The sequence below is a fragment of the Tistrella mobilis KA081020-065 genome (assembly GCF_000264455.2).
In the GTDB taxonomy this organism is placed as follows: domain Bacteria; phylum Pseudomonadota; class Alphaproteobacteria; order Tistrellales; family Tistrellaceae; genus Tistrella; species Tistrella mobilis.
The window spans coordinates 2,263,628-2,287,779 of the sequence record NC_017956.1 but is presented as its reverse complement, the minus strand read 5'-3'; the positions used below and the strand labels follow the sequence as shown (position 1 = coordinate 2,287,779).

Annotated in this window: 22 protein-coding genes; 16 read left to right on the top strand and 6 right to left on the bottom strand. The window is 66.7% G+C overall.

Annotated features, from left to right (window positions below):
- Positions 1-111: 111 nt before the first annotated feature.
- On the bottom strand, positions 112-636 hold the full coding sequence (locus TMO_RS10375; protein WP_014745577.1) for a hypothetical protein: 525 nt from the start codon (positions 634-636) through the stop codon (positions 112-114).
- 591 nt (positions 637-1,227) lie between these two features.
- Here TMO_RS10375 and TMO_RS29370 point away from each other — a divergent pair.
- From TMO_RS29370 to TMO_RS10345, 6 genes are all read left to right on the top strand, one after another.
- The gene (locus TMO_RS29370) at positions 1,228-1,686 is read left to right on the top strand and encodes a hypothetical protein (protein ID WP_014745576.1); all 459 of its coding nucleotides are present in this window, start codon (positions 1,228-1,230) and stop codon (positions 1,684-1,686) included.
- The gene (locus TMO_RS10365) at positions 1,670-2,518 is read left to right on the top strand and encodes a response regulator transcription factor (protein ID WP_014745575.1); all 849 of its coding nucleotides are present in this window, start codon (positions 1,670-1,672) and stop codon (positions 2,516-2,518) included. The genes TMO_RS29370 and TMO_RS10365 overlap by 17 nt, the downstream gene beginning before the upstream one ends.
- 14 nt (positions 2,519-2,532) lie before the next feature.
- Complete coding sequence (locus TMO_RS10360) at positions 2,533-4,035, top strand: sensor histidine kinase (protein WP_014745574.1); 1,503 nt, start codon at positions 2,533-2,535, stop codon at positions 4,033-4,035.
- A 217-nt stretch (positions 4,036-4,252) separates the two neighbouring features.
- A complete protein-coding gene (locus tag TMO_RS10355) occupies positions 4,253-4,573 on the top strand; it encodes a hypothetical protein (protein ID WP_014745573.1) in 321 nt (106 codons plus the stop codon).
- Positions 4,574-4,677: 104 nt separating this feature from the next.
- The gene (locus tag TMO_RS10350) at positions 4,678-5,595 is read left to right on the top strand and encodes a glucosaminidase domain-containing protein (RefSeq protein ID WP_014745572.1); all 918 of its coding nucleotides are present in this window, start codon (positions 4,678-4,680) and stop codon (positions 5,593-5,595) included.
- 20 nt (positions 5,596-5,615) lie between these two features.
- The gene (locus tag TMO_RS10345; RefSeq protein ID WP_014745571.1) at positions 5,616-6,662 is read left to right on the top strand and encodes an NUDIX hydrolase; all 1,047 of its coding nucleotides are present in this window, start codon (positions 5,616-5,618) and stop codon (positions 6,660-6,662) included.
- Between the two features lie 42 nt (positions 6,663-6,704).
- Here the strand turns inward: TMO_RS10345 and TMO_RS29365 are convergent, their stop codons facing one another.
- The gene (locus TMO_RS29365) at positions 6,705-8,843 is read right to left on the bottom strand and encodes an autotransporter outer membrane beta-barrel domain-containing protein (RefSeq protein ID WP_014745570.1); all 2,139 of its coding nucleotides are present in this window, start codon (positions 8,841-8,843) and stop codon (positions 6,705-6,707) included.
- 360 nt (positions 8,844-9,203) lie between these two features.
- Between TMO_RS29365 and TMO_RS10335 the strand changes: the two genes are divergently transcribed.
- From TMO_RS10335 to TMO_RS10290, 10 genes are all read left to right on the top strand, one after another.
- Entirely contained in the window at positions 9,204-11,849 is a 2,646-nt protein-coding gene (locus TMO_RS10335; protein ID WP_041604907.1) for an ABC transporter transmembrane domain-containing protein, read from the top strand.
- Positions 11,850-11,895: 46 nt separating this feature from the next.
- Entirely contained in the window at positions 11,896-12,426 is a 531-nt protein-coding gene (locus TMO_RS10330; RefSeq protein WP_014745568.1) for a cyclic nucleotide-binding domain-containing protein, read from the top strand.
- 293 nt (positions 12,427-12,719) lie between these two features.
- Positions 12,720-13,946 carry a 5-aminolevulinate synthase gene (gene hemA, locus TMO_RS10325; RefSeq protein ID WP_014745567.1) on the top strand — a complete coding sequence of 409 codons (1,227 nt, stop codon included), beginning with the start codon at positions 12,720-12,722 and terminating at the stop codon, positions 13,944-13,946.
- Positions 13,947-14,079: 133 nt separating this feature from the next.
- Positions 14,080-14,334: a DUF6898 family protein gene (locus TMO_RS10320; RefSeq protein WP_014745566.1), complete on the top strand. Its 255-nt coding sequence runs from the start codon at positions 14,080-14,082 to the stop codon at positions 14,332-14,334.
- Positions 14,335-14,849: 515 nt separating this feature from the next.
- Complete coding sequence (locus tag TMO_RS10315; RefSeq protein WP_014745565.1) at positions 14,850-15,764, top strand: ABC transporter permease subunit; 915 nt, start codon at positions 14,850-14,852, stop codon at positions 15,762-15,764.
- Entirely contained in the window at positions 15,764-17,089 is a 1,326-nt protein-coding gene (gene livM / locus TMO_RS10310) for a high-affinity branched-chain amino acid ABC transporter permease LivM (RefSeq protein ID WP_014745564.1), read from the top strand. The genes TMO_RS10315 and livM overlap by 1 nt, the downstream gene beginning before the upstream one ends.
- Before the next feature lie 19 nt (positions 17,090-17,108).
- On the top strand, positions 17,109-17,996 hold the full coding sequence (locus TMO_RS10305; RefSeq protein ID WP_014745563.1) for an ABC transporter ATP-binding protein: 888 nt from the start codon (positions 17,109-17,111) through the stop codon (positions 17,994-17,996).
- Positions 17,996-18,706: an ABC transporter ATP-binding protein gene (locus TMO_RS10300; RefSeq protein WP_014745562.1), complete on the top strand. Its 711-nt coding sequence runs from the start codon at positions 17,996-17,998 to the stop codon at positions 18,704-18,706. Before TMO_RS10305 ends, TMO_RS10300 begins: the two co-directional genes overlap by 1 nt.
- A gap of 28 nt (positions 18,707-18,734) precedes the next feature.
- Complete coding sequence (locus TMO_RS10295; protein ID WP_014745561.1) at positions 18,735-19,088, top strand: DUF6867 family protein; 354 nt, start codon at positions 18,735-18,737, stop codon at positions 19,086-19,088.
- A 133-nt stretch (positions 19,089-19,221) separates the two neighbouring features.
- The gene (locus TMO_RS10290; RefSeq protein ID WP_014745560.1) at positions 19,222-20,337 is read left to right on the top strand and encodes a branched-chain amino acid ABC transporter substrate-binding protein; all 1,116 of its coding nucleotides are present in this window, start codon (positions 19,222-19,224) and stop codon (positions 20,335-20,337) included.
- 86 nt (positions 20,338-20,423) lie between these two features.
- Here TMO_RS10290 and TMO_RS10285 read toward each other — a convergent pair whose 3' ends face one another.
- The 4 genes from TMO_RS10285 to dusA form a co-directional block, all read right to left on the bottom strand.
- Positions 20,424-21,731 carry a DUF1835 domain-containing protein gene (locus tag TMO_RS10285; protein WP_041604906.1) on the bottom strand — a complete coding sequence of 436 codons (1,308 nt, stop codon included), beginning with the start codon at positions 21,729-21,731 and terminating at the stop codon, positions 20,424-20,426.
- Between the two features lie 172 nt (positions 21,732-21,903).
- A complete protein-coding gene (locus tag TMO_RS10280) occupies positions 21,904-22,278 on the bottom strand; it encodes an AzlD domain-containing protein (protein ID WP_014745558.1) in 375 nt (124 codons plus the stop codon).
- Positions 22,275-23,006 (bottom strand): AzlC family ABC transporter permease, encoded by a 732-nt coding sequence (locus TMO_RS29360; protein WP_081598862.1) that lies wholly within the window; start codon positions 23,004-23,006, stop codon positions 22,275-22,277. Before TMO_RS29360 ends, TMO_RS10280 begins: the two co-directional genes overlap by 4 nt.
- 103 nt (positions 23,007-23,109) lie before the next feature.
- Complete coding sequence (dusA, locus tag TMO_RS10270; RefSeq protein WP_014745556.1) at positions 23,110-24,102, bottom strand: tRNA dihydrouridine(20/20a) synthase DusA; 993 nt, start codon at positions 24,100-24,102, stop codon at positions 23,110-23,112.
- Positions 24,103-24,152 lie beyond the last annotated feature (50 nt).

The following is a 24,152-nucleotide window of genomic DNA, read 5'->3' as shown; positions in this document are numbered from 1 at the left end:
GTCCGCGCTTCCGGCATGGCCCCCGCCACCGGAACGGGCTTCACCCCGGACGGATGTCTTTGCTGTTCCCGGGGCACGGGAAAATTTGCGGCCCCCTGGGAACCAATCTCGTCAGTTGGCGGTTTCGGGCTGGTCCTCACCCTCACCGTCGAAGAGGTTGCCGATGGCGGAGAGAACCCGTTCCCCCAGCCCCGGCTCGCTTGCCGCTGCCGGTGCGGTTGCCGTGGGCCGTGTCGTCACCGGTTCCTGCCTGTCCGCAGCTGCGGTGACCGCAACTGCGGCGGCCGAAGTCTCGCGGGCGGGCGCAGTTCCGCGGGCGGGCGTCTCGGCAACGGCCGCGGTAGAACTGGCTGTGGTGTCGCCGGCCGGCGACGGGCCGGCCGATTGCGGATGGTCGAGTTCGTGGCGAGCGCGCAATTCCCCCACCAGACGCATCAAGGCGGGGTCGTGCTGCGCCATGGAGTCATCGGTCACGATATCGGCCTTGCGCGGCGGCTCCAGCGCCGCCGCGGCAGCGGGACTGATCAAAGTCGACGACGTGCCCGTGGTGGCATCCTGCCAGGATGGTGATGCAACGAAGGCGAGAAGAGCGGCAGCAGATACGGCCGGCAACACTGTGTAGCGAAGAGTCGCCATGTGAAGTCTCCTGAGCGGAACCCGGATGCGGATCCGGTTCCGACCGCGACGACCTTGGGTGCGGTCGCGGCTTGACCGACACTATGTGAAATCTCGTGTGGCGCCGCACGCGGCAAACTTGTGGCAAACAGGCGCTGATTTACGTCACGGACCGCTGCCATGACATGTTGTATCGTGGTGCCGAGTATTCGGACGGCGGGTTTCAATATATGCACATGGCGCATTTTGGGGCGGATGCGCCGATTGCATTGCATGGGCTGCAAAGCAAATGCGCCGGGGCACGCAACCTTGACTGTTCCATCGTCGGGCACTTCGGCTAGAATACACGGCACGTCGGCGCTGTAAGTTGCAACATCGGCGTCCGACCGACGACCAGGACGATAAAAAAGAGAACCAGAAAATTGGAGCCGGTCGGGCGAGACCAGGTTCCTGGATCGAGAGGCTGAGGTGACGGCATCCTCCGTCGAGCGCCGGACACGGCGCCGCGCAGCAGGCGCGGCAGTGTTGGCGGCCGCTCTTACGTTGTCCGCATGTGCGGCGCCAAGACCCGCGCCGGTCGCGTCAACGGCTATGACGGCGCAGCCGGGTCCCGTGTACGATCCGCAGCTCGCGGCGGCTGCGGGCATGCATAACGGCTCCCTGCTGACACCGCAGGAAAAGCCGGCCCCGCCGCCCCCGAAGCCGGACAACACGTCATCGGCCCAGGCGCAGCCGGTCTCCGGCAGCCGGAACGATGCCGGCGAAAGCCAGCAGGCCCTTCTGACGCCGGTCGTCCCCGATGTCGGGCCCGATGATCTGCGGGGCCTGTCGCCGGAACGCGTGCGTGCCCTGCTGGGCGGGCCCGTTTCGGTGGCCGAGGAACCCCCCGCAACCGTCTGGCAGTACCGCACCGGATCTTGTGCAGCGGATCTGTTTTTCTATCTGGATATCACGTCACAGGAGTTGCGGGTGGTGACGCTCGCGATTCGGGGCGCAGAGGATACCGAGAAGGCGCGCAAGGCCTGTCTCGCCGACATCAGAGCAAGGAACCGGAATGGCGGACGAAGCTGAACACGGCATGGCCGGGACGACCGGCGTGGATGATCTGCACGTCGCGATCGTTGACGATGACGACCTGTTCCGGGAATCCATCGCCCAGAACCTGGTCGATGCGGGCTTCGCCGTGGCCGATTTTCCAAGCGGCCCCGGCTTCCTGTCGTATCTTGCCGAGGGCGAAGCACCGGGACTGATCCTGCTCGACTGGAAGATGCCCGAGATGAACGGCATCGAGGTGCTGCGCCGCCTGCGCTCGGACGGGTGCGAAATTCCGGTGATCTTCCTGACCGTGCTGTCGGATCAGATCTACGAAGAGGCCGCGCTGACCAGCGGAGCGGTGGATTTCGTCGAAAAGTCGCGCAGTTTCTCGATCCTGCGTCGGCGCATCGAACTGATCCTGGGCGGGCAGAAGCGTCGGGCCGAAGCCGCAGCCCAGGGGCAGGCCGGCGAAGCGGCAGGCGCCGCGGCCGATGCGGCTGCCGCGTCGGACGTGCTGCGCAATGGCGAGATCGAGCTTAAGGTCGAAACCCACCGTGCCTATTGGCGCGGCCAGGAAGTGCCGCTCACCGTGACGGAATTCCGCATGGTGCTGCACATGGTGGAGCGCGCCGGGCTCGACGTGCGCTATCGCGACCTCTACGACCTTGTCCACGGCGCCGGATTCATGGCCGGTGACGGGTCGGAGGGCTATCGCTCCAACGTCCGGACCTTCATCAAGCGCATCCGGCAGAAGTTCCGCGATCTGGACCCTGATTTCGGCCAGATCGAGAACTATCCGGGCTTCGGCTATCGCTGGCTGGATGCAGAGCAGCCGCGGTCGACCGACGCCGCCGCGACGGAAGACTGAGGGGCGGCGGCTGGATGACGCTGCTGCGTGCGCTGAGACGAACGGTCGACAGTTTCGCCGTCAAGCTCGGTATTCTTCTGGTCGTGTTCTTCAGCGTCCCGATGATCCTCTACGACCAGTTCGAAGAGGCGGATCGTCAGCAGCGGACCCTGCTTCTCGACAGTGTCCAGCGCCAGGGCAATCTTGTTGCCCAGGCGCTGGTCCCTCTGCTGTCGGAATTCGATGCGGCCGCCGTACCGCGCGTGCGCCAGACCATCGAACGCATGGCGCAGCCCGATGTCTCGATCAAGCTGATGCTGCGGCCGTCGAACGAGGCGAACCGCAATTCATTCTTCTACATTGCTTCGGTCCCCGCCGTGCCAGTGGACTATCTGCAGGAAGAACGCGCCGAGCTGATCGAGACCGGGGTTCTGGACCGGCTGGCCGATACCTGCGGCGGCGGCCGGCCGCTGGCGGTGGAATACACCAATCCCAAGGGGCAGGTGGAGGTTCTGACCTCTCTGACCCCGATCGATGCCGCCATGGGCTGCTGGGTGGTGATCACCGCCCATGCGACGGATGGGATCGTGGGGCAGAGCCTGGCCCGGCCCTATTGGCAGATGCCGGAAGTCCGCTTCGCCGGTGCGGTCTATCTGACCCTGGCCCTGGTCGTGCTCTGGCTGTTCACCAGTGTCTGGCGCAATATCCGCGGCTTTGCCGGCGTCGCCCGCCGGATCCGCAAGGATCCCGGCACCCAGCGCTCCTTCTCGGAAATGAATCGGGTGCCGGAGCTGAACGACGTGGCCCGGTCTTTCGACGACATGGTCCGCGATCTGCGCGGCACGGCGGAGACCATGCGCCGCACGGCCGAAGAGAACGCCCATGCCTTCAAGACCCCGATCGCCGTCATCTCCCAGAGTATCGAGCCGCTGAAGCGCTCGATCCCCGAGGATGATCTGCGCGGCCGCCGCTCGCTGGATCTGATCGAGCGGTCGGTGCAGCGGCTCGACGTGCTGGTCAATGCCGCGCGGCGCATCGAGGAGACTGTGGCCGACCTGCTTAACCCGCCGCGGACACCGCTCAACCTTTCTGCCCTGCTGGAAGACATTGTCGACGAGTACCAGGAGAATGCCCGCACCACCGGCGATCGCCGGGTGGTGGGCCGGATCGATCGCAACATCTCGGTAAGGGTGGGGGCCGACATGATCGAGACGGTCATGCAGAACCTGCTCGACAATGCGCTGAGCTTCACGAAGCCCGGCACTGAAGTTATGGTGACGGCGACCGTCACCGATGGCCGCGTGCGGGTGCTTGTCGATGATCAGGGCCCGGGCGTGCCGCCGGGCGATCTGGAGCGGATTTTTGAGCGCTACGTCTCGATCCGCGACGAGAGCCAGCGCATGCCCGGTGCGGGTAATTTCGGCATCGGGCTCTGGATCGTCCGGCGGAACATCGAGGCGGCCGGTGGGTTGATCCGGGCAGAAAATCGCAAGGAAGGCGGTCTGCGGATGGCGGTGGAGCTGCCGCTCGCCCGGTGAGTCTGCGTATCGGGTGAGCGGCCGACGATGCCTGGGCTCGACCTGCCGCTCGTCATGGTGCAGCCTGAAGATGCTCCCGCCATTCCGGGAGGCGTGCCAACTGAGACTGGTTTGACCTATGCACCCTTTCCCCAGATGGTCCTTTGTCCTGTTGCTGATGGCGTTCGCCGTGCCCTGCGCAACCGTGGAAGCCCGGGCCTCCGGAGCAGGTGACGAGATGTCCGGCAGCTGTGCCGCTTCCGAGGTGGTGGAGCCGGCGGCGCCGGGGATTTTCGGCAGCGAGGTGGACGGGCACCTGTCGGAACATGATTTGCGCTGCCTGAGCATGGTGTTGAACGAGGCGGAACCGGCCCAGACGGCGAGATGGACCCTGGCCGACGGAGCGCTGATGCTGGTCACGCCCGGCCGGGAACGCGGTACCAGGGGCTTGCGCTCCTGCCGTGATCTGCGCGCCACGGTTCTGGAGGGGATGGACACCGATACCGCCTATGTCACCGCATGCCGGGTGGGAACCGGTCCCTGGGGGCCGGTAAGCTGAACCCTGCCGCCGCATCGAGGTGATGATCCCCTGCCCGAGGGCGCGGGCAGGACGGCAGCGCTTTCCTCTGGACCCGACTGGTCGGCTCGGCTATCCATCTGGGCATGATGCGATATTTCTACAGCCGCCCGATCGCGACCCGATACCGTGCTCGCCTGCTGGCCTGCGTGCTGGGCATGGCCGTGCCGGGAGGTCTGGCCGGGGTTCATACAGCTGTTGCTGCTGATCTGATCCGCCACCTGCCGCCCCGGACGCCGATGGTCACCATGCCGTGGGCCGTGGAGGAAGGCGGGCTGGATGTTGCGGTGCTGAGCACGCCCAGGCCGGTTGTGACGCCGCTGCCGGCCGCCCGGTCTCGGGCAAGCATGCTTCCGCCGATCCGGCTGCCGGGCGACATCGATGCCGCGATGGGGGATGAGCGCAAGGCGCGTTTCCTGGGCACGGTGCTGCCGGCGATCGTCGCGGTCAACAATGCCGTGCTGGGCGAACGGGCGCGGCTTCAGGCCATTCTGCGGGATGTGCGGGCAGGCATCACCCCGAGCCCGCGCGACCAGGCCTGGATCGCCCAGATCGCCCGCTTCTATCGCGGCAAGGCCACCGATCTCGACGACCTGCTGGCCCGCGTCGACGCCATTCCCACCTCTTTGGCGCTGGGGCAGGCGGCCCTTGAATCCGGTTGGGGTACGTCCCGGTCGGCGCGGGAAGGCAATGCGCTGTTCGGCGTGATGACCTGGGATGATGCGCTGTTCGTAGTGAAGCCCTACGAGACGATCGTGGAATCGGTCATCGACTATGTCCGCACCCTGAACAGCCATCCCGCCTATGCCGGGTTCCGGGCCGAGCGTCAGATGATGCGCCGGATGGGCGAACAGCTGGATGGCGGCCTGCTGCTGCGCCACCTGACCCGCTATTCCGAACTGGGCGGCGACTATATCGAACGGGTCACCGTGGTCATCCGGCAGAACGGCTTTGCCGAATATGATCGCATGGATCTGCTGGCCCCCTGGGTTCCGCACGGCTGACTGGCGCGAGGCATCCCCCCATGACGGGTTCCGACCTTCCGCCGCCGGTCGAACATCACGTCCAGTCCAGCGTGCGTGGCCCGGGCGAGGGCGGTGTGGTGGTCGGGCTTGCCGCTGCCATCGTGGCGGTCACCGATGATGACCCGCGCATTCTGGTGGTGCATGGGGGCGATGGCGACGCCCTGCCGGCCGGCCCGTTCCGGCCCGAGGCGCACCGGACGCTGGAAAGCGGTCTGCGCGCCTGGGTGACGGCGCAGACCCGGCTGCCGCTCGGCTATGTGGAACAGCTTTATACCTTTGCCGATCGTGGCCGTGACCCGCGGGAATGGCAGGGGGGGCCGCGGATCGTGTCGATCGGCTATCTGGCCCTGGTCCGCGAGGCGGTGCCGCCGGCCGATACCGAGGCGGGCTGGCGATCCTGGTACGACCTGTTTCCGTGGGAGGATCGCCGGGCCGGCATACCGCCCGTGGTGCGGGATGTCATCCGGCCGAAGCTGGAAGCCTGGATCGCCGCTGCGGCCTCGGCCGAACGGGTGCGGCGCCGGGCCCGGGTCGATCTGGCCTTCGGCGCCGGGGCCGGCGAGGCGGCCGACTGGCATGACGAAATGGTGCTGGAGCGCTATGAGCTGCTCTACGAGGCGGGCCTGGTGGCCGAAGCGGTGCGGGACCGCAGCTTCGGCGTCGCGGCGGCCCCCGGCGGGGGCAGTGACGGCGGCGTGCCGGCCAAGGGATGGGGCATGGGGCGGGCGATGGCCTTCGACCATCGCCGCATCCTGGCGACCGCCATCGGTCGGATCCGCGGCAAGCTTGCCTACCGCCCGCTGGTTTTCGAGCTGATGCCGCCCGCCTTCACCCTGACCGGGCTGCAGACGGCGGTGGAAGCCCTGGCCGGGCGCGGGCTGCACAAGCAGAACTTCCGGCGGCTGGTGTTGCAGGCGGGGCTGGTGGAACCGACCGGCCGGATGACCAACGAGACCGGCGGCCGCCCGGCCGAACTGCATGCCTTCCGCGAGGATGTGATGCGCGAGCGCGGCGGGGCCGGGCTGCGCCTGCCCGGCCGCCGCTGAGGCCCGCCGTCGCGACGCCCCCGCGCCCCCAATGCTGCGATCTCAGAAGCCGATGCGCAGGCGCAGCCGACCGGTATGCTCGGTCCGGTACTTGTCGCCGGCGAGCGTCGCATAATCTGCGGTCAGCGCCACGTCGTTGCCGATCAGCGCCGTGACGCCGAATTCCAGCCGGGCGTAGTCGGGGTCGACCTTGTCGATGGGTGCCGTGCCGCTCGACAGGGTGACGGCATCGGCGCCGTCTTCATATTCATGTTCCCAGGCCATGCGGCCCGAGAAGATCAGCGCGCCCCAATCCATCGACCGCATCACCGAGGCATGCATGCCGAGCTGCGACGTCACCGACTTTGCGCTCTGGTCTTCGAAGGTGACGCCGCCGCTGCCCCGTTCGGTGAAACCGTCGATATCGGCCTTCAGATACTGACCCTGAACGAAGGGTCCGAACACCCAGCGCGTGGGGGAAAAGCGGCTGATGCGGGGCCGGAAGTCATAGCCGACCCGCAGCGTGCCGCCCCATTCCCTTCCATCCGGCGTGGCGGTGACGTCGCCGGTGCCGGTGTCGCGGCGATAGTCGTAATCCAGCCAGCTATGGGCGAGGGTCAGATCGGCATAGGCCGATTTCGCGAAGGTCGCCGAGCCGTAGAGCATGGCGGTGTAGCCGCGGGTGTCGATGCGGGTGCGGGTGTTGTCGATCTCGCCGTCATAATCGCCATAGCCGAAACCGGCGCCGAACAGCAGGCTGTCGAAACCGCCCTCGTCGCGCAGCACCTCGTAATCGACACCGCCGACCAGGTTGATGGCGTCGTAGTCGACCGTGACACCGCTGGCCCAGGTGCCGTCGATCTCGCCCACGGAGTACGAGGCGGTGACATAGGCGCGCAGACCTTCGACACCACCCATATCGCGCGCCTGGGCCGTGTTGCCGGCGGGCGCTGCGGCCGCATTCTGGGCCAGCTGGGCCAGCTGGATGCCGCCATCCTCTTCGGCCGAGACCAGCTGGGCGAGCGGGGCGGTGAGGGCGGTGATCATGCCCGAGCGCCCGCCCCAGAACACTTCGGTCCCTTCACCGCCATGCGAAAGGCCGGTCAGGCGCTGTGAGACCAGGCGCATATGTTCGCGCGCCATGGCGAAGGCCATCTGCCGGAAGGCGTTGGCATAGGGAATGGTCAACCCGCCGCTGCCGCCACCGCCGCCACCGATCGGCGTCCCGCCGACGCCCGCGAAGGCGAAGATGAAGGTGTTGGGTGTGCCGGCGTCGGCGTCGCTGTGGGGGCCGTCCGAGGGCTTGCCGAGCGAATAGATCTCGGCACCGACCGCCTTGAGCGCTGCCAGCGCCTGGGCCTCGTTGCCGGCCGCCCCGTAATAGATGGTGAACGTGACCTCTTCACCCACCGGCAGCTTGCCGAAATCGAAGTCGAACACTGCGCCGTGGTCCGAGGGACCGCCATTGGTGAAGTTGCCGTTGGCGACCGTGCCCGTCGCCGGAATCGCGCCCTGCGGCGTGTTGGGATTGCCGTCGGCAAAGCCGTTGTTGCTGACGGCGATCAGCTTGGTCGCCGGCCAGCCCTGAATGGTCACGACCTCGGAGAACTGGGTGGGCGGAATATCCCAGTCCATGGCCCGGCGATAGATCAGCTTCGCAACCTCGCCCGCTGCCGAGGCCGAGATGTTCTTCACCGTGACGTCGACCTGGTACAGGTTCTTCACGCCGTCGATCGGCTTGAAATCGTGGGTCACCTGCAGCACCCGGCCGTCGGCGCCGGGCTCTACCACATTCACCACCGATCGTGCGGCGCTGCCTGTGGAGCTCGCATGGGTGCCGGTGCCGCTGACGGTCAGATCGACGCTGGCAGGGTCGATATTGGCGGTGCCGAAGCTTTCACCGGCCTTGCCGAACAGGGTGGTGCCGATATCGGCGATGCCCCAGCCTTCGCAGGCGCAGCCGGGCCCCAGCGCCTCGCCGAAGCTGCCGCCGGTGTTCTTTTCGGGAAGATAGGTCAGGCCGATCGGCGTGGATGCAGAGCCCGGGACGACCAGATTGCCTTCGGGATTGATACCGAGCTGCACCGTGCCGTTGTCGATGATCGCCTGGGCGAAGGCCCCGGTGGATGCCACGGTGGATGAAAGCGCAACCGCGAGCGCGGCGACCGAGGCCGTGCCCCGGAACCGGAGAGAAATCTGCATGGCCTCTAGCCCCTGATCGTATCGCGTCGTGATGCACCGGCCCCGGCGATGCCGGGCCGTCTTTACGGACTATGGTTAACCCGTCCTTGACGCGACGATGGCATTGCGGTCTCGGCCCCCACAACCATCGGAACGGGGGGCGCCTGAACAGGGCGGCCTGAACAGGGGGGCAGGAACCGGGGGTAAGGGGGGAACGGACGACATATCCGGGCACTGCTCCCGGCCGTCTTCCGACCGTCGGACTTGCGGCCGGCCTGCGCTGCGCTTAGGCTGATCGGCGGCCGGAGGGGCGGCTGCCGGGATGGGGCGATTCCGGCCTTCGTGGGGGCGGACAAGAAGAACAAGAAGGGGTGCGTATCGATGGAACATTCGCTGTTCCGCTATATCGTTCGCCATAGTCTGCGACATCAGATCATCCTTCTGATCCTTACCGTCGCATCCTTCCCCTTCCTCTATATTTTTCTGGACCTGCCCAAGGTCATCCTGAACAAGGCGATCCAGGGTAGCGATTTCCCGAAGACCTATTTCGGGTTTGAATTCGATCAGCTGGAATATCTGTTCGCGCTCTGCGCCATCTTCCTGTTGCTGGTCATCGTCAACCAGGCCTTCAAATACGTCATCAACGTCTACAAGGGCCTCTTGGGCGAGCGCATGCTCCGGCGGCTGCGCTATGACCTGTTCATGCGGGTGCTGCGCTTCCCGCTGCCGCATTTCCGCCGGACCAGTGCCGGCGAGACCATTCCGATGATCACCAGCGAGGTGGAGCCGCTTGGCGGCTACATCGCCGAGGCGATCGCGACCCCCGCCTATCAGGGCGGCACACTGCTGACCATTCTGGTCTTTTTGTTCGTCCAGGATCCGTTGATGGGCCTGGCGGCGATCTCACTCTATCCGATCCAGATCTATCTGATCCCGAAGCTGCAGCGGAAGGTCAACAACCTGGGCAAGACCCGGGTGCGGCTGATGCGCAAGGTCTCTGACCGGATCGGCGAGACGATCACTGGCATTCAGGAGATCCGATCGAACGATACGGCAGCATATGAGCTGGCGGACTTTGCGAACCGTATGAATGCCGTGTTCTGGGTTCGCTACGAGATCTATATCCGAAAATTCTTCATCAAGTTCCTGAACAATTTCATATCCCAGCTGGGGCCGTTCTTTTTCTTCACCATCGGCGGCTATCTGGTGATCAAGGGACAGCTGTCGGTCGGTGCCCTGGTGGCGGTGATCAGCGCCTATAAGGAGCTGTATTCGCCTTGGAAAGAACTGCTTGCCTACTATCAGATGAAGGAAGACGCGCGGATCAAGTATGAGCAGGTCGTGGCCCAGTTCGAGCCCGCCGGCATGATCGATCCCGACCGTCTGCTGTCGGATCCGCCGAAGATCGAGCCCTTCACGGGTGAGATCGTCCTCTCGGGCGTCAGCCTGGCCGACGAGGGCGAAATCCAGCTGCTGGAAGGGGTGAGCCTGCATCTGCCGCTCGACGCCCATACCGCCGTGGTCGGCGGCGCCGGCAGCGGCAAGCACGAACTGGCCTTGATCCTGGCGCGTCTGGCCGACCCGCAATCGGGACGGGTGACGATCGGCGGCCAGGATCTGGCCAGCCTGCCCGATGCGGTGGTCGGGCGGCGCATCGCCTTCGTCGGCGCCTCGACCGTGTTCTTCAACGGCGCCCTGGCCGACAACCTGCTCTACGGTCTGAAGCATCGCCCGGTCATCGCGCGCGAGCTGGACGGGGAGGCGAAGCGGCTGTGGGAGCGGGACCTGAACGAGGCACGGCGCTCGGGCAATTGCGAATGGGATATCAACGCCGACTGGATCGATTACGAAGCGGTCGGCGGCGAGGGGATCGAGGCGGTCGAGCGCCGGATGATCGAAGCCCTGAAGATCGTGCGGCTGGACGACGATGTCTTCGCACTGGGCCTGCGCGGCCGGATCGACCCCGAGGCGGAGCCCGAGCGCGCGGCCCGGGTGCTGGAAGGCCGCGAGAAGTTCCACGACGCCCTGGGCACGGAAGGCTTGGGCAAGCTGGTCGAACCCTTCGAGGTGGAGCGCTGGAACGACAACGCCAGTGTCGCCGAAAACCTGCTGTTCGGCGCCCCGCGCGGCGATGGTGAAGAGCTGGAGGCGCTGGTCGAGCATCCCTTCGTCGAAGAGGTGCTGACCGATGGTGCGCTGGATGCAGATCTGGTCGAGGCCGGCCGGCGCATCGCCGCCACGATGATCGAACTCTTCGCCGATCTGCCGCCCGACCATGAATTCTTCGAGCAGTACAGCTTCATCTCGTCGGAAGACCTGCCGGGGTATCAGACGCTGCTGAACCGTATCGAGCGCGAGGGCGTGGGCGCACTCGACGCCCAGGAACGTCGCCGCCTGGTCGGTCTGGCCCTGCAGCTGATCCCCGCCCGTCACCGGCTGGACGTGCTCGACGATCGGGTGCGGGAGCGGATCCTGATCGCGCGCAAGCGCCTGATGGAACACGGACCCGGCGACCTCAAGGCACGGATCGAGTTCTTCGACCGGACGCGCTATCATGCCCGCAGTTCCATCCAGGACAACATCCTGTTCGGACGCATCGTCCACGGCCAGGCCCAGGCGCGCGGCAAAGTGGGGCAGAAGCTCGCCCAGGTGATCGACGAGGCGGAGCTGCGCGACGTGGTGATGGCCGCGGGGCTGGCCTTCCAGGTGGGCTCCGGCGGTTCCAGGCTGTCGAATGCACAGCGCCAGAAGGCGGCGATCGCGCGGGCGCTGCTCAAGCGGCCGGATCTGCTGGTCCTGTCGGAAGCGACCTCCGCCGTCGACACGCTGGAGCAGGTGGATCTGGTGGAGCGCCTGCGCGAGGCGATGGCCGGGCATTGCATCGTGTGGTCGCTGCAGCGCCCGGCGCTGGCGCGGAGTTTCGACCGTGTGGTCGTGATGCAGGGCGGGCGGGTTGCACAAACCGGCACGCCGGACGAGATCGATCAGGAAGGCAGCGCCTTCCGCCGCCTGACGTCCGAGGGCTGACGGTGCGCGATCGGGGAATGCGTCCCGTGGGATGCATGCAAGGGGAATGGGCGCCGGCGATGACCCGGCTGCCAAGGGGCAGGAGGCGACGGTGAGCCTGATTCGCGATGTCGAAGTGCTGCGCAATGTGCCGATGTTCGCCAACATCGAGCCGGCCAAGCTCAAGCTCGTCGCCTTCACCAGCGAGCGGCTGACCTTCGATCCGGGCGACCGGGTGTTTGCCGAGGGCGATGTCGGTGATGCGGTGTTCATCATCGTCGAGGGCTCGGCCGAGGTGCAGGTGGCAACCCCGCGCGGCCCGTTGAAAGTGGCCGATCTGGGCCGCAACGACGTGGTCGGCGAAATCGCCATTCTGTGCGACGTGCCCCGGACCGCGACGGTGGTGGCGGCAACCCCGGTCATCGCGCTCCGGATTTCCAAGGAACTGTTCTTCCAGTTGATCGCGCAGGTGCCGCAGATGGCGGTGGAGATCATGCGCGAGCTGGCCCGCCGGGTTGATCGCACCACCGAGCGCTACCGCCTCGCAGTCGCGGGCGACGAGGGCGGATCGGGTGCGGCAGAGCCGGTCGACGCCTGAATTTCCGGGCGCCCATCCGCGGCGCGTCGTTGTGTCGCGTAGGCTGTCGGCCTATCTTTGTGGCATGAACATGTCACGCCTCGGGCGACGCCGGTTTCAGGCCGCACTGCCGGTCTCTGGCCGATACGCCGGTTCGGGTGCGTGACGTGTCCGAGCCAAGAGGAAGCGCCTCGTTCCGACCGGTCTCCCGACCGGAACCGGTCCTGCGGGAGAAGCCTTCCCGGCACGTGGGTCTCGAGCCCGACGGACGAACCGCCGGGCGGACCGCGTCACGACGTGTTGTGAGGTTAGTGATGGACTATCAGGCGTTTTTCGAGGCCGCGCTCTCTGATCTGAAGCGCGAAGGCCGCTACCGCGTCTTCGCCGATCTCGAACGCCATGCCGGCGCTTTCCCGCGCGCCACCCATCACGGTCCCCAGGGGACCCGCGACATCGTCGTCTGGTGCAGCAACGATTATCTGGGCATGGGCCAGCACCCCAAGGTGCTTGCGGCCATGCAGGATGCGGTGCGGAACATGGGCGCCGGTGCCGGCGGCACACGCAACATTTCGGGCACCAACCACCTGCATGTGCTGCTGGAAGCCGAGCTTGCCGATCTGCACGGCAAGGAAGCGGCCCTGCTGTTCACCTCGGGCTACAACGCCAACGAGGCGGCGCTTTCGACTCTCGCGCGTGGTCTGCCCGGATGCCATCTGTTCTCCGACGCGCTCAACCACGCCTCGATGATCGCCGGCATCCGGCATTCCGGCGCGGCGCGGCACATCTTCCGGCACAATGACCCGGCCGATCTTGAGGCGAAGCTCGCCTCTGTCGACCCGGCGGCGCCCAAGATCGTGGCCTTCGAATCGGTCTATTCGATGGATGGCGACATCGCGCCGATCGCGGAGATCCTGGATGTCTGCGAACGCCATGGCGCCTTCTCCTATATCGACGAGGTTCACGCCGTGGGCCTCTACGGCCCGCGTGGCGGCGGTGTCGCCGAAGCGCGGGAGCTGATGGGACGGATCGACCTGATCCAGGGCACCCTCGCCAAGGCCTTCGGCGTGGTCGGCGGCTATGTCGCCGCCTCGGCCGCGACGGTCGATTTCATCCGCAGCAATGCGCCGGGCTTCATCTTCTCGACCTCGCTGCCTCCGGCGATCGCGGGCGGTGCGCTGGCGAGCGTGCGGCATCTGAAGGAAAGCACGGTCGAACGCAGCCGCCATCAGGAGCGTGCGGCCCGGCTGAAGCGGCTGCTCGCCGAAGCGGGCCTGCCGGTGATGCCGTCGGTCAGCCATATCGTACCGGTGATGGTGGGGGATCCGGTGGCGTGCAAGAAGGCCAGCGACCTGCTGCTGGACGAGCACGGCATCTATGTCCAGCCGATCAACTACCCGACCGTGCCGCGCGGTACCGAACGGCTGCGCTTCACGCCCAGCCCCTTCCATGACGACGCGATGATGGACCAGCTGGTCGAAGCGCTGCTCTCGGTCTGGAGCGAACTCGGCCTCGATCGCCGCCAGGGGGTCGCGGTCGCCTGATCCGCCTTTTCCGCAGGCATTCGAACCGACGGCGCCGGAGAGCTTCCTCCGGCGCCGTTCTTGTATCGGTGCGACTTGTGTCGCAGGCCGGGCGGGGCCAGATTATCCGGATCATCCGCCGAAGGATCCGCCCATGGCCGCCGATGCCGATATTCTGCTGGAGATTACCGCGACCGCAGGCTTCCTGAGGGTGGCGGCCGTGGATGCGGCCACGGGTGAGGAGGTGGCGTTCATGGCGCCCCACGGCACGCCCGAGGCGGCGCTGGCGCGGCTGGCGCGCGACAAGCTCGCCTATGTCCGCAACCGCCGGAATGCGGGGGCGCGACCTGCACGGGATGCGGCGCCCGCGACGGTTCCGCGCCCCGGCGGCCGTTCGATCATCGCGTGACGGTCCGGGGCCGCCGACCGGCCGGATCCGCCGTCCACTGATGGTGGACGGGACCTGCGAATATGTTCGAAGTTGCATGTGCCTCCCGAGTTTCCCGGAAGGAACGCGATGCGATAGTGCCGTGGGCGCAAATCTTCGGGAAAGCGGCATTCGGGGCTTGCCGCACCCTGTGGCCAGTGGCTACTCTTTTCGACAGATCGATGACAGGGGATCGAGGCCGCGACCGGGGGGTCGCAGAGAAGCCTCGACACCGGGGGCTGCAAGACGATTGCAGGGCATGACGGGCGATCACGGATGACCAGGGGGAAGGCGTCATCCGTCCGGACCACGTAGACGACCGGGACGGTGGGTCAGGTCAGAGACCTGCCGGAAGCACAGGGCCATTCTCTCGGGGGAGAGGGGATGCCGGTTGCGGGGCGTGTGTGTCCGACGGAGGCGATCAGCCGGGCAGACGGGATGATGATGTCAGGGGCTGCGCGTCATGACGGCCGTGACCAAGACCGTATCGGGGGGTCATGGACTACTTTCTTCAGCAGTTGGTCAACGGGCTCACGCTCGGCGGCATCTATGGCCTGATCGCCATCGGCTACACGATGGTGTACGGCATCATCGGCATGATCAACTTCGCCCATGGCGAGGTGTACATGATCGGTGCCTTCATCTCGCTGATCGCCTTCTCGGTGCTCGGCATGGCCGGCATTACCTATGTGCCGCTGGCCCTGCTGATGGTGCTGTTGATCGCGATGGCCTTCACCGCCGCCTATGGCTGGACGATCGAGCGCGTGGCCTATCGGCCGCTGCGCGGATCCTTCCGCCTGGCGCCGCTGATCTCGGCCATCGGCATGTCGATCTTCCTGCAGAATTATGTCCAGATCGTACAAGGCGCGCGCACCAAGGCGCTGCAGCCGGTGATCTCGGGCGGGATCAGCATCCATGGCTTCGGCGACAACGCCGTCACCATCTCATACATCCAGATCCTGATCGTGCTGACCACGGTGGCGGCGATGACCGCCTTCACCCTGGTGATCAAGCAGACGCCGCTCGGCCGCGCCCAGCGCGCCTGCGAGCAGGATATGAAGATGGCCTCGCTGCTCGGCATCGACGTCAACCGGACGGTGGCGCTGACCTTCGTGATGGGTGCGGCGCTGGCCGCGGTGGCCGGGCTGATGGTCACGCTCTATTACGGTGTGATCGACTTCTTCATCGGCTTCCTGGCCGGGTTGAAGGCTTTCACCGCCGCCGTGCTGGGCGGCATCGGCTCGCTGCCCGGCGCCATGCTGGGCGGGCTGCTGCTGGGGCTGATCGAGGCCTTCTGGTCCGGCTATTTCTCGGCCGAATACAAGGACGTGGCGGCCTTCTCGATCCTGGTTGCGGTGCTGATCTTCCGGCCCACCGGCCTGCTCGGCCAGCCTGAGGTGGAGAAGGTCTGATGGCGACCACCACCGGAACCCCTGCCGCCGGCCGGCCCAATCCCGTCGGCGCGGCGATCAAGGATGCGGGTCTCGCCGCCTTCGTCGCCTTCATCCTGGCCCTGCCGATGCTGGGCCTCAAGACCGTCGCCGAAGGCCCGGTCGTGGTGGTGGAACCGCGTTGGGACTGGCTGATCATCGCGGTCGTCGCGGTGTTCTTCGGCCGGCTGGCCATCACCACCTGGGCCCGGGTCCGCGGCCCGGCCCATGGCGGCGCCCGCGCCGGCACCCATGCCGGCCAGGGTGTGGCGAAATATCTGAAGGGCATCGGCTGGGGCGGTATCGTCGTGGCGATCATCCTGCCGCTGATGCCGTTCATGGACCGCACCTCGGTCGACCTCGCCACCCTGGTGCTGATCTATGTGATGCTGGGCTGGGGCCTCAACATCGTGGTCGGCCTGGCCGGTCTGCTCGACCTCGGCTATGTCGCCTTCTATGCCGTCGGCGCCTATTCCTATGCGCTGCTGAACGCCTATTTCGGTTGGTCCTTCTGGGCCTGCCTGCCGCTGGCCGGGCTGTTCGCTGCCTCGTTCGGCATCGCGCTCGGCTATCCGGTGCTGCGTCTGCGCGGCGACTATCTGGCGATCGTGACGCTGGGGTTCGGCGAAATCATCCGCGTGGTGCTGCTGAACTGGAGCTGGTTCACCGGCGGCCCCAACGGCATCGCGAGCATTCCGCGGCCGAGCTTTTTCGGGTTCGAGTTCACCCGCAATGCCGGCGAGGGCGAGACCGCCTTCCACGAGCTGTTCGGGCTCTCCTATTCCTCGGAACACCGGGTGGTGTTCCTCTACTACCTGATCCTGGCGCTGGCGCTGATCACCAATCTGGTGGTGCTGCGTATGCGCAAGCTGCCGATCGGCCGCGCCTGGGAGGCCCTGCGCGAGGACGAGATCGCCTGCCGGTCGCTGGGCATCAATCCCACCAATGTGAAGCTCTCGGCCTTCGCGCTGGGGGCCACTTTCGGCGGCTTCGCCGGCGCCTTCTTCGCCACCCGCCAAGGCTTCATCAGCCCCGAGAGCTTCGTCTTCACCGAAAGCGCCGTGATCCTGGCGATCGTGGTGCTGGGCGGCATGGGCAGCCAGGTCGGCGTGGTTCTGGCCGCCATCCTGCTGATCCTGCTGCCGGAACTCGCCCGTGATCTGCAGCAGTTCCGCATGCTGTTCTTCGGCCTCGCCATGGTGCTGATCATGATCTGGCGGCCGCGCGGCCTGCTCGCCTTCCGCGAGCCGACCATGCAGCTCTCGCGATTGAGGTCCAGGCTGGGCCTCAATGGGCGCGACGGATGAGGCGGGGAGGATCCATCGGATGACGACGACCGCAACCGCGGCGCCCCGCGCGACCACCGCCCCGGCGCCGCTGCTCGAGGTCGAGCACCTGACCATGCGTTTCGGCGGGCTGACCGCCGTGAACGATCTGAGCTTCACCGCCGCCAAGGGCGAGATCACCGCGATCATCGGCCCGAACGGCGCCGGCAAGACCACGGTGTTCAACTGCCTGACCGGTTTCTACCGGCCGACGGCGGGGGCGCTGACCCTCCACACCGCGGCAGGCGCCCGCAAGCTGGAGCGGATGGACGGCTTCCGCATCGCCCGCGCCGGTGTGGCGCGCACCTTCCAGAACATCCGGCTGTTCCCGAGCCTGTCGGTGCTGGAAAACCTGCTGGTCGCCCAGCACAACCTTCTGATGCGCGCTTCCGCCTTCTCCATTGCCGGGCTGTTCGGCCTGCCATCCTATCGTAAGGTCGAGACCGAGGCCCTTGAACTGGCTGTGGACTGGCTGCGGCGGGTGGAGCTGATGGACCATGCCGACCGGCTGGCGAGCGAGCTGCCCTATGGTCATCAGCGCCGACTGGAGATTGCCCGTGCCATGTGCACCCGCCCGGCGGTGCTGTGTCTGGACGAGCCGGCGGCGGGTCTCAACCCGCGGGAATCGCTGGAACTGAACGATCTGCTGCTCTCGATCCGTGATCGTGACGGGGTCGGGCTGCTGCTGATTGAACACGACATGAGCGTGGTGATGACCATTTCCGACCACGTCGTGGTGCTGGATTACGGCCGCAAGATTTCCGACGGCCTGCCGGAAGCGGTGCGCAACGACCCCGCCGTCATCCGCGCCTATTTGGGCGAGGAAGAGGATGACGAACTGCCGCCCGAGGTCGCAGCCGATCTCGGCATCAGCCCGGAGGCGCAGTGATGCTGGAGATTTCGGGGCTGGAAACCTTCTACGGCAACATCCAGGCGCTGAAGGGTGTGTCGATGTCGGTGGCCGAGGGCGAGATCGTGTCGCTGATCGGCGCCAATGGCGCCGGCAAGTCGACCCTGCTGATGAGCATCTGCGGCAATCCGCGGGCGCGGTCCGGCCGGATCGTCTTCGACGGCCAGGACATCACCGGTCTCGACACCCACCAGATCGTGCGCATGGGGATTGCCCAGTCGCCCGAGGGCCGGCGGGTCTTCCCGCGCATGTCGGTGATCGAGAACCTGCAGCTGGGGGCGGTGACCACCGATCCCAAATATTTCGCGCAGGATCTGGAGCGGGTCTTCGACCTGTTCCCGCGGCTGAAGGAGCGGCGCAATCAGCGCGGCGGCACGCTGTCGGGCGGTGAACAGCAGATGCTGGCGATCGGCCGGGCGCTGATGAGCCGCCCACGGCTGCTGCTGCTCGACGAGCCGTCGCTGGGGCTGGCACCGCTGGTGGTGAAGCAGATCTTTTCGATCATCCGCGAGATCAACACCTCTGAGAAGATCACCATCTTCCTGGTGGAACAGAACGCCTTCCATGCGCTGAAACTGGCCCATCGCGGCTATGTGATGGCCACCGGCCAGATCGTCACCTCGGGCACCGGCCAGGCGCTGCTGGCCGATCCGGAAGTGCGGCGGGCCTATCTGGAGGGCGGGCATTGATGCGCGGTATCGATGGGGGGAACGGTTCATGGACGCCGTGATCGGAAGCAGCCTGCCGGTCTTCATCGGCGTGACGCTGGCGCTGATGGGCTTCTGCGCCTACATGACCGGCCGCGCGCTGGCCATGACCTGGCGGCCGGTCTGGCATGCCGTGCCCTATGGCATGCTGCTGGCCGCGGCGTCGCGGTTCCTGAAATACGCGCTCTATGACGGTGAGCTGATATCCTTCACCGGTTATGTGGTGGATGCGGTGGTGCTCGTCGCGATCGCGATGATCGTCTATCGTGCGTATAACGCGATGATGATGGTGAAGCAGTATCCATGGGCCTATGAGCGCGCCGGGATTTTCGGCTGGCGCGAGAAGGGCGGGGCTGCCGGCTGAAACCGGCCCGGCCCCTGGCTCAGGGCGGTTGAGGCCCGGGCGCTGGCGCCCAGGACGATTGAGATGGGTTTCCGTGCCGGGGGAGCGGGCGTGATCGCCCGTCGGCACGGGTCAACAGGGAGACGACCAGACCATGACCAGGACTTCGATCAATCGCGGTCTCAAGGGGGCGCTGCTCGGCGCCGTGGCGACGCTGGCGCTGGCCGGTGCGGCGCAGGCCGAGATCGTGATCTCGGTTGCGGGCCCGATGACCGGCCAGTACGCCGTCATCGGCACCCAGATGCGCAACGGCGCCGAAATGGCGGTGAAGGACATCAACGCCGCCGGCGGCGTGAACGGCGAACAGCTGCGTCTGGTGGTGGGCGACGACGCCTGCGATCCGAAGCAGGCCGTGTCGCTGGCCAATAAGCTGGTGTCGGACGGCGTGGTCTTCGTCGCCGGCCACTGGTGCTCGTCGTCGTCGATTCCGGCGTCGGACATCTACAATGACGAGGGCATCGTCCAGATCTCGCCGGGCTCCACCAACCCGCAGCTGACCGAACGCGGCCTCTCGGGCGTGTTCCGCACCTGCGGTCGCGACGACCAGCAGGGCGAGGTGGCTGCCGCCTTCATCAACGAGCATTTCAAGGGCAAGAAGGTCGCGATCCTGCACGACAAGACCACCTATGGTCAGGGTCTGGCGGATGAGACCAAGAAGAACCTGAACAAGCTGGGCGTGCAGGAGGCCATGTACGAGGCCTATACCGCCGGCGAAAAGGACTATTCGGCCCTCGTCACCAAGATGAAGAACGAGGGCATCGACCTGATCTATGTCGGCGGCTATCACACCGAATCGGCGCTGATCCAGCGCCAGGCCAAGGAAGCCGGCCTGAACGCGGTGCTGATGTCGGGCGATGCCATGGTCACCGAGGAATGGTGGTCGATCACCGGCCCGGCCGGCGAGGGCGCGCTGATGACCTTCAGCCCGGATCCGAAGCTGAACGAGGCGGCGGCCCCTGTGGTGGCGAAGTTCCAGGAATCGGGTTTCGATCCCGAGGGCTATACCCTCTACACCTATGGCGCGGTTCAGGCCTGGGCCCAGGCTGCCAATGCCGCCAAGTCGGTCGACTTCGAGCCGGTGAACAAGAACCTCCACTCCATGAAGTTTGACACCGTGCTGGGCAATATCAGCTTCGACGCCAAGGGCGACGTGGCTGCTCCCGGCTACGTGGTCTATAAGTGGAGCAACGGCAAGTACGCCTATTATTGATCTGCGCGTTCATTCGCAACGATCAGGAATGTCTGGCGGCCCCGCGCGTGATGCGCGGGGCCGTTTTTCTGTCGGGCGTCCGACCGTCAGCGGATGGCGGGGCCGGCTTCTACGACGCACTCCGCCTCGCGGTCCCAGCGCCAGTGGTGGGCGGTGGGATCGATCTGTACGCCGCCCAGCTGGCGCGGCGGCGGGGCGAGGCCAAGGGCATCGCGCCGGCCGGCAAGCACCGCGCGCCCGGCCCCGGTGAGTGCGACCACCGCCCGATACGGGTCGCCGTCTGCGGCATCGACAAGGCGGATCGCCGGATCGCGGGCCTGTGCAAGCTGGTGCAGGATCGCGAGATACATGGCGTCGCCCAGCCAGGGCAGAGGGTCGGTCTCGCGCATCAGCCGGCCGAACAACCGGCCGGCGGTCGGTGGCGCGTCCGGGGCCTCGGCGATCATCTCCAGCGTCAGGCGTTCGGTCAGCGACAGGCCGTCGCCGAGCCCAGGCAGTTCGGCCAGATACCGGTGTAGTGCCGGGGCCATCTGGGGCAAGACAGGGGTGCCGCCGGCGGCAATCGCCGCCAGATCGCGCGGATCGGGCCGGCGCAGGGCTGCCCAGACCGCCTGGCCAAGCCCGAGCATGTCGCGGGTGACCGGCCGACGCTCGGCCCAAAGCAGGCGCAGCGCCGGCGGCGGCAACTGGCCGAGGCCGATGAAGCGCGCCCGGCCGGGGAAGCCGTCGCGCAGGATCAGCTGCAACCCCTCGCCGCGGCCGGCTGCCGCGAAGGCGGCAAGGCATCGGGCCAGGATCAGCTGGTCATAAGGGTCATGCTCCATCCAGAGCACCACGGGCCTGGTGCCGCCTGCGGCTGCGGCGAGCCCTTCCGCCTCGCGGGTGAGCTTGTCGGTGACGGCAGCCACGGTCAGCCCGGGGAGGCTCTGATAGCTGCCGGCGATGAAGCGGGCGCGGACCTCGATGATGTCGTCGCCCTCGGGTACGGGGCCGTGGCAGATCGGGTCCGAGACCTCCAGGAAATCACCGGTAAAGCCGGCGAGGCGCAGGCCGTCGCGAATGTCGCTGCCGCAGCGCAGATGAAGGGTGCCCGGGGCTTCATCCGCCACGGGTTGCGCGTCGGCGATGGCCGCGCCGGCCGCGTCGAGCGCTGCGATATGGGCCTTGAGCTTCGGCCAGGAGGCGAGGCCCAGCTCGCGGGCGATGACGTGAAGCGCATCAGCCAGCACGGCTGGCCGGTCGGCACGGCGCCAGTGGCGGTGCAGCCGGGCCAGCGCATCGGGATCGCCCGCCCGGGCGGCACGGAGCAGGTTGCGTGCCTGGCGACGCTGCTGATCGAGATCGAGAAGGAATGGTTCGGGCCGCGCTGCGGGCGCAGAACGCCGGTCGGTCATCACGGAAACCCTTTCCGGTACCGTCCGTGTCCGCCGGCGGACGAGGGAAAGGGCGACGGAATGATCGGCCATATCTCTCGTCGGTCGCGGGCGCAGCCCTTTCCGCGGACGGGCGGGGCCGACCGGACCCCATGCCCGAAGCATAGGTCAGGTCGCGGGGGTGAGACAAGCGTCAGCCGACCAGCAGGGCCGTGAGCAGGGCGTGGCTGGCAAGTCCGATCGGCACGATCAGCAGCGGGCGGTCCAGGCGAAGGGCGATCAGGAAGCATTCGACCACCACCACCACCGAGACCAGCGTGCCGGGATGGGCATAGCCCATCAGCGGTCGCCCCGCCTGGGGCGCCAGCAGGGCGCTGCCGATGATCCCGCCCAGCACGGCGAAGGCGGCATAGTCGAAAAAGCGGAAGAGGGGGCTGGCGGCGGCGTTGTCGGGCGCTTTCAACACCACGAAGGGCAGCAGCCGGAGGGCATGGCTGATCACGCCGGCGAGCAGGATCGCGAGCCAGACCCGCCAGTCGGTCATCAACGAGTCGAGCAGAGCGGTCATGCAGCCCTCCCGCGGCGGGCGCCGATTTCTTCGACCAGAACGATGACCAGCCCGGTGGTGACCGCCACGATCATCAGGCCGAAACCGGGGACCAGCTGATCCGCGGGGTCGACCAGCACGAAGCCGATGAGGCCGGCGACGAACGGCGCCCGGCGCCGGGCCGCCTTGGCGAGCAGGGTGGTGAAGTAGACCGGCATCACCAGCAGCAGCAGGGCCGAAAGTTCGGTGGGCAGAACGTCATCGGCCAGGAAGCCTGCGACGGAACCGCCCGCGGCGAGCGGCACCGACAGCGTGACCACCCCCACATAATAGCGCAGCTTTTCTGTCGCCGACCGGGTGGCATGCTGATTGGCCCAGGTATAGCCCAGCGCGAAGGTGCTGGCCGAGAGGAAGAGCAGCGGCGGCAGCACCCGGCGATGGGGCAGGGACCCGTAATGCGGAACCAGTGCCGCGCCCATCAGCAGGAAGCGGAAGTTCACCACCAGGGCGATGCCGGTAACCGTGATCCAGGCGTGCTGCTTCAGCGGCTCCAGGATCACGAATTGTGCAGGCGCCGCAAAGATCGCCAGGGTGACCGCCACGGTTTCCGCGGCATCCAGACCGGCCTGCCGGGCAACGGCGCCATAGGCGGTGAAGATGAACAGAAAGGTGATCGCCACCGGGACGGCGTCGCGCAGCCCCTGCATGAAGGGGGTGGGCGCTGTTTCGGATGTCGATACTGTACTCATTCCACCCGGCCTCGACAGATCACGTCAGAGGCATCATGGCAGTCGATGCTGCAGTGCGCCATGCGGAAAAGAACGCAAAGGTTGCATGGGTGGCCTGCAAGCATCAGGCGGCATGGCGGCCGCGACGGCGCATCTCGTCGAGAGCGGCGACGAGAACCTCGGGTCCGGCCCCCTTGCGGGCATGGTTCTCGCTCAGATACCGGCGATAGGCGCGGGCACCGGGCAGGCCCTGAAACAGGCCCAGCATGTGGCGCGTGATCGCGATCAGATTGGTGCCGCGGCTGCACTCGGCCTCGATATAGGGCAGCATGCGCTCGGCGATCTCGAACCGATCCGGGATCCGGGTGGTCTCGCCGTAAAACCGGGTATCGACCTCGGCCAGGATATAGGGGTCGTGATAGGCGGCGCGGCCGAACATCACCCCATCGAGCCCGCCCCCGATCTCCACCCCGGCCTGATCGAGCGTGCTCAGCCCGCCATTGATCAGGATTTCAAGATCCGGGCGGGCGCGCTTCAGCGCATGCACCAGCGGGTAGTTCAGCGGCGGAATTTCCCGGTTTTCCTTGGGGCTCAACCCCTTGAGCCAGGCCTTTCGCGCATGGACGTAGAAGACGCCGACACCGGCCGATGCCACCGTTTCGACAAAGCGGAACAGGGTTTCGGTCTCGTCCTGGTCGTCGATGCCGATGCGGCATTTCACCGTCACCGGCACGTCGACCGCGGCCTTCATCGCGGCCATGCATTCCGCCACCAGCTCCGGCTCGGCCATCAGGCAGGCACCGAAGCGGCCGGACTGGACCCGATCACTGGGGCAGCCGCAGTTCAGATTGATCTCGTCATAGCCGGCATCGGCGGCGATACGGGCCGCCGTCGCCAGATCTTTGGGGTCCGAGCCGCCGAGCTGCACCACGACCGGATGTTCCGACGGATCGTAAGCCAGATGCCGGGCGGCATCCCCGTAGATGAGGGCCCCGGTGGTGATCATCTCGGTGAACAGCACCGCCCGCCGGCTGATCTGCCGCAGAAAATAGCGGTCATGCCGGTCGGTCCAGTCCATCATCGGGGCAACGGCTATCTTACGCCATTGATCGTTCACGGGTTTCCTGCGGCCTCGGCTTGTTGAGAAGGGGCGTGCATATGACGGCA

Excerpts from the sequence above, each read along its gene's own strand:
- TMO_RS10375 (WP_014745577.1), bottom strand. The coding sequence starts at position 636 with ATGGCGACTCTTCGCTACACAGTGTTGCCGGCCGTATCTGCTGCCGCT.
- TMO_RS10365 (WP_014745575.1), top strand. The coding sequence starts at position 1,670 with ATGGCGGACGAAGCTGAACACGGCATGGCCGGGACGACCGGCGTGGAT.
- TMO_RS10360 (WP_014745574.1), top strand. The coding sequence starts at position 2,533 with ATGACGCTGCTGCGTGCGCTGAGACGAACGGTCGACAGTTTCGCCGTC.
- TMO_RS10355 (WP_014745573.1), top strand. The coding sequence starts at position 4,253 with ATGTCCGGCAGCTGTGCCGCTTCCGAGGTGGTGGAGCCGGCGGCGCCG.
- TMO_RS10350 (WP_014745572.1), top strand. The coding sequence starts at position 4,678 with ATGATGCGATATTTCTACAGCCGCCCGATCGCGACCCGATACCGTGCT.
- TMO_RS10345 (WP_014745571.1), top strand. The coding sequence starts at position 5,616 with ATGACGGGTTCCGACCTTCCGCCGCCGGTCGAACATCACGTCCAGTCC.
- TMO_RS29365 (WP_014745570.1), bottom strand. The coding sequence starts at position 8,843 with ATGCAGATTTCTCTCCGGTTCCGGGGCACGGCCTCGGTCGCCGCGCTC.
- TMO_RS10335 (WP_041604907.1), top strand. The coding sequence starts at position 9,204 with ATGGAACATTCGCTGTTCCGCTATATCGTTCGCCATAGTCTGCGACAT.
- TMO_RS10330 (WP_014745568.1), top strand. The coding sequence starts at position 11,896 with ATGGGCGCCGGCGATGACCCGGCTGCCAAGGGGCAGGAGGCGACGGTG.
- hemA (WP_014745567.1), top strand. The coding sequence starts at position 12,720 with ATGGACTATCAGGCGTTTTTCGAGGCCGCGCTCTCTGATCTGAAGCGC.
- TMO_RS10320 (WP_014745566.1), top strand. The coding sequence starts at position 14,080 with ATGGCCGCCGATGCCGATATTCTGCTGGAGATTACCGCGACCGCAGGC.
- TMO_RS10315 (WP_014745565.1), top strand. The coding sequence starts at position 14,850 with ATGGACTACTTTCTTCAGCAGTTGGTCAACGGGCTCACGCTCGGCGGC.
- livM (WP_014745564.1), top strand. The coding sequence starts at position 15,764 with ATGGCGACCACCACCGGAACCCCTGCCGCCGGCCGGCCCAATCCCGTC.
- TMO_RS10305 (WP_014745563.1), top strand. The coding sequence starts at position 17,109 with ATGACGACGACCGCAACCGCGGCGCCCCGCGCGACCACCGCCCCGGCG.
- TMO_RS10300 (WP_014745562.1), top strand. The coding sequence starts at position 17,996 with ATGCTGGAGATTTCGGGGCTGGAAACCTTCTACGGCAACATCCAGGCG.
- TMO_RS10295 (WP_014745561.1), top strand. The coding sequence starts at position 18,735 with ATGGACGCCGTGATCGGAAGCAGCCTGCCGGTCTTCATCGGCGTGACG.
- TMO_RS10290 (WP_014745560.1), top strand. The coding sequence starts at position 19,222 with ATGACCAGGACTTCGATCAATCGCGGTCTCAAGGGGGCGCTGCTCGGC.
- TMO_RS10285 (WP_041604906.1), bottom strand. The coding sequence starts at position 21,731 with ATGACCGACCGGCGTTCTGCGCCCGCAGCGCGGCCCGAACCATTCCTT.
- TMO_RS10280 (WP_014745558.1), bottom strand. The coding sequence starts at position 22,278 with ATGACCGCTCTGCTCGACTCGTTGATGACCGACTGGCGGGTCTGGCTC.
- TMO_RS29360 (WP_081598862.1), bottom strand. The coding sequence starts at position 23,006 with ATGAGTACAGTATCGACATCCGAAACAGCGCCCACCCCCTTCATGCAG.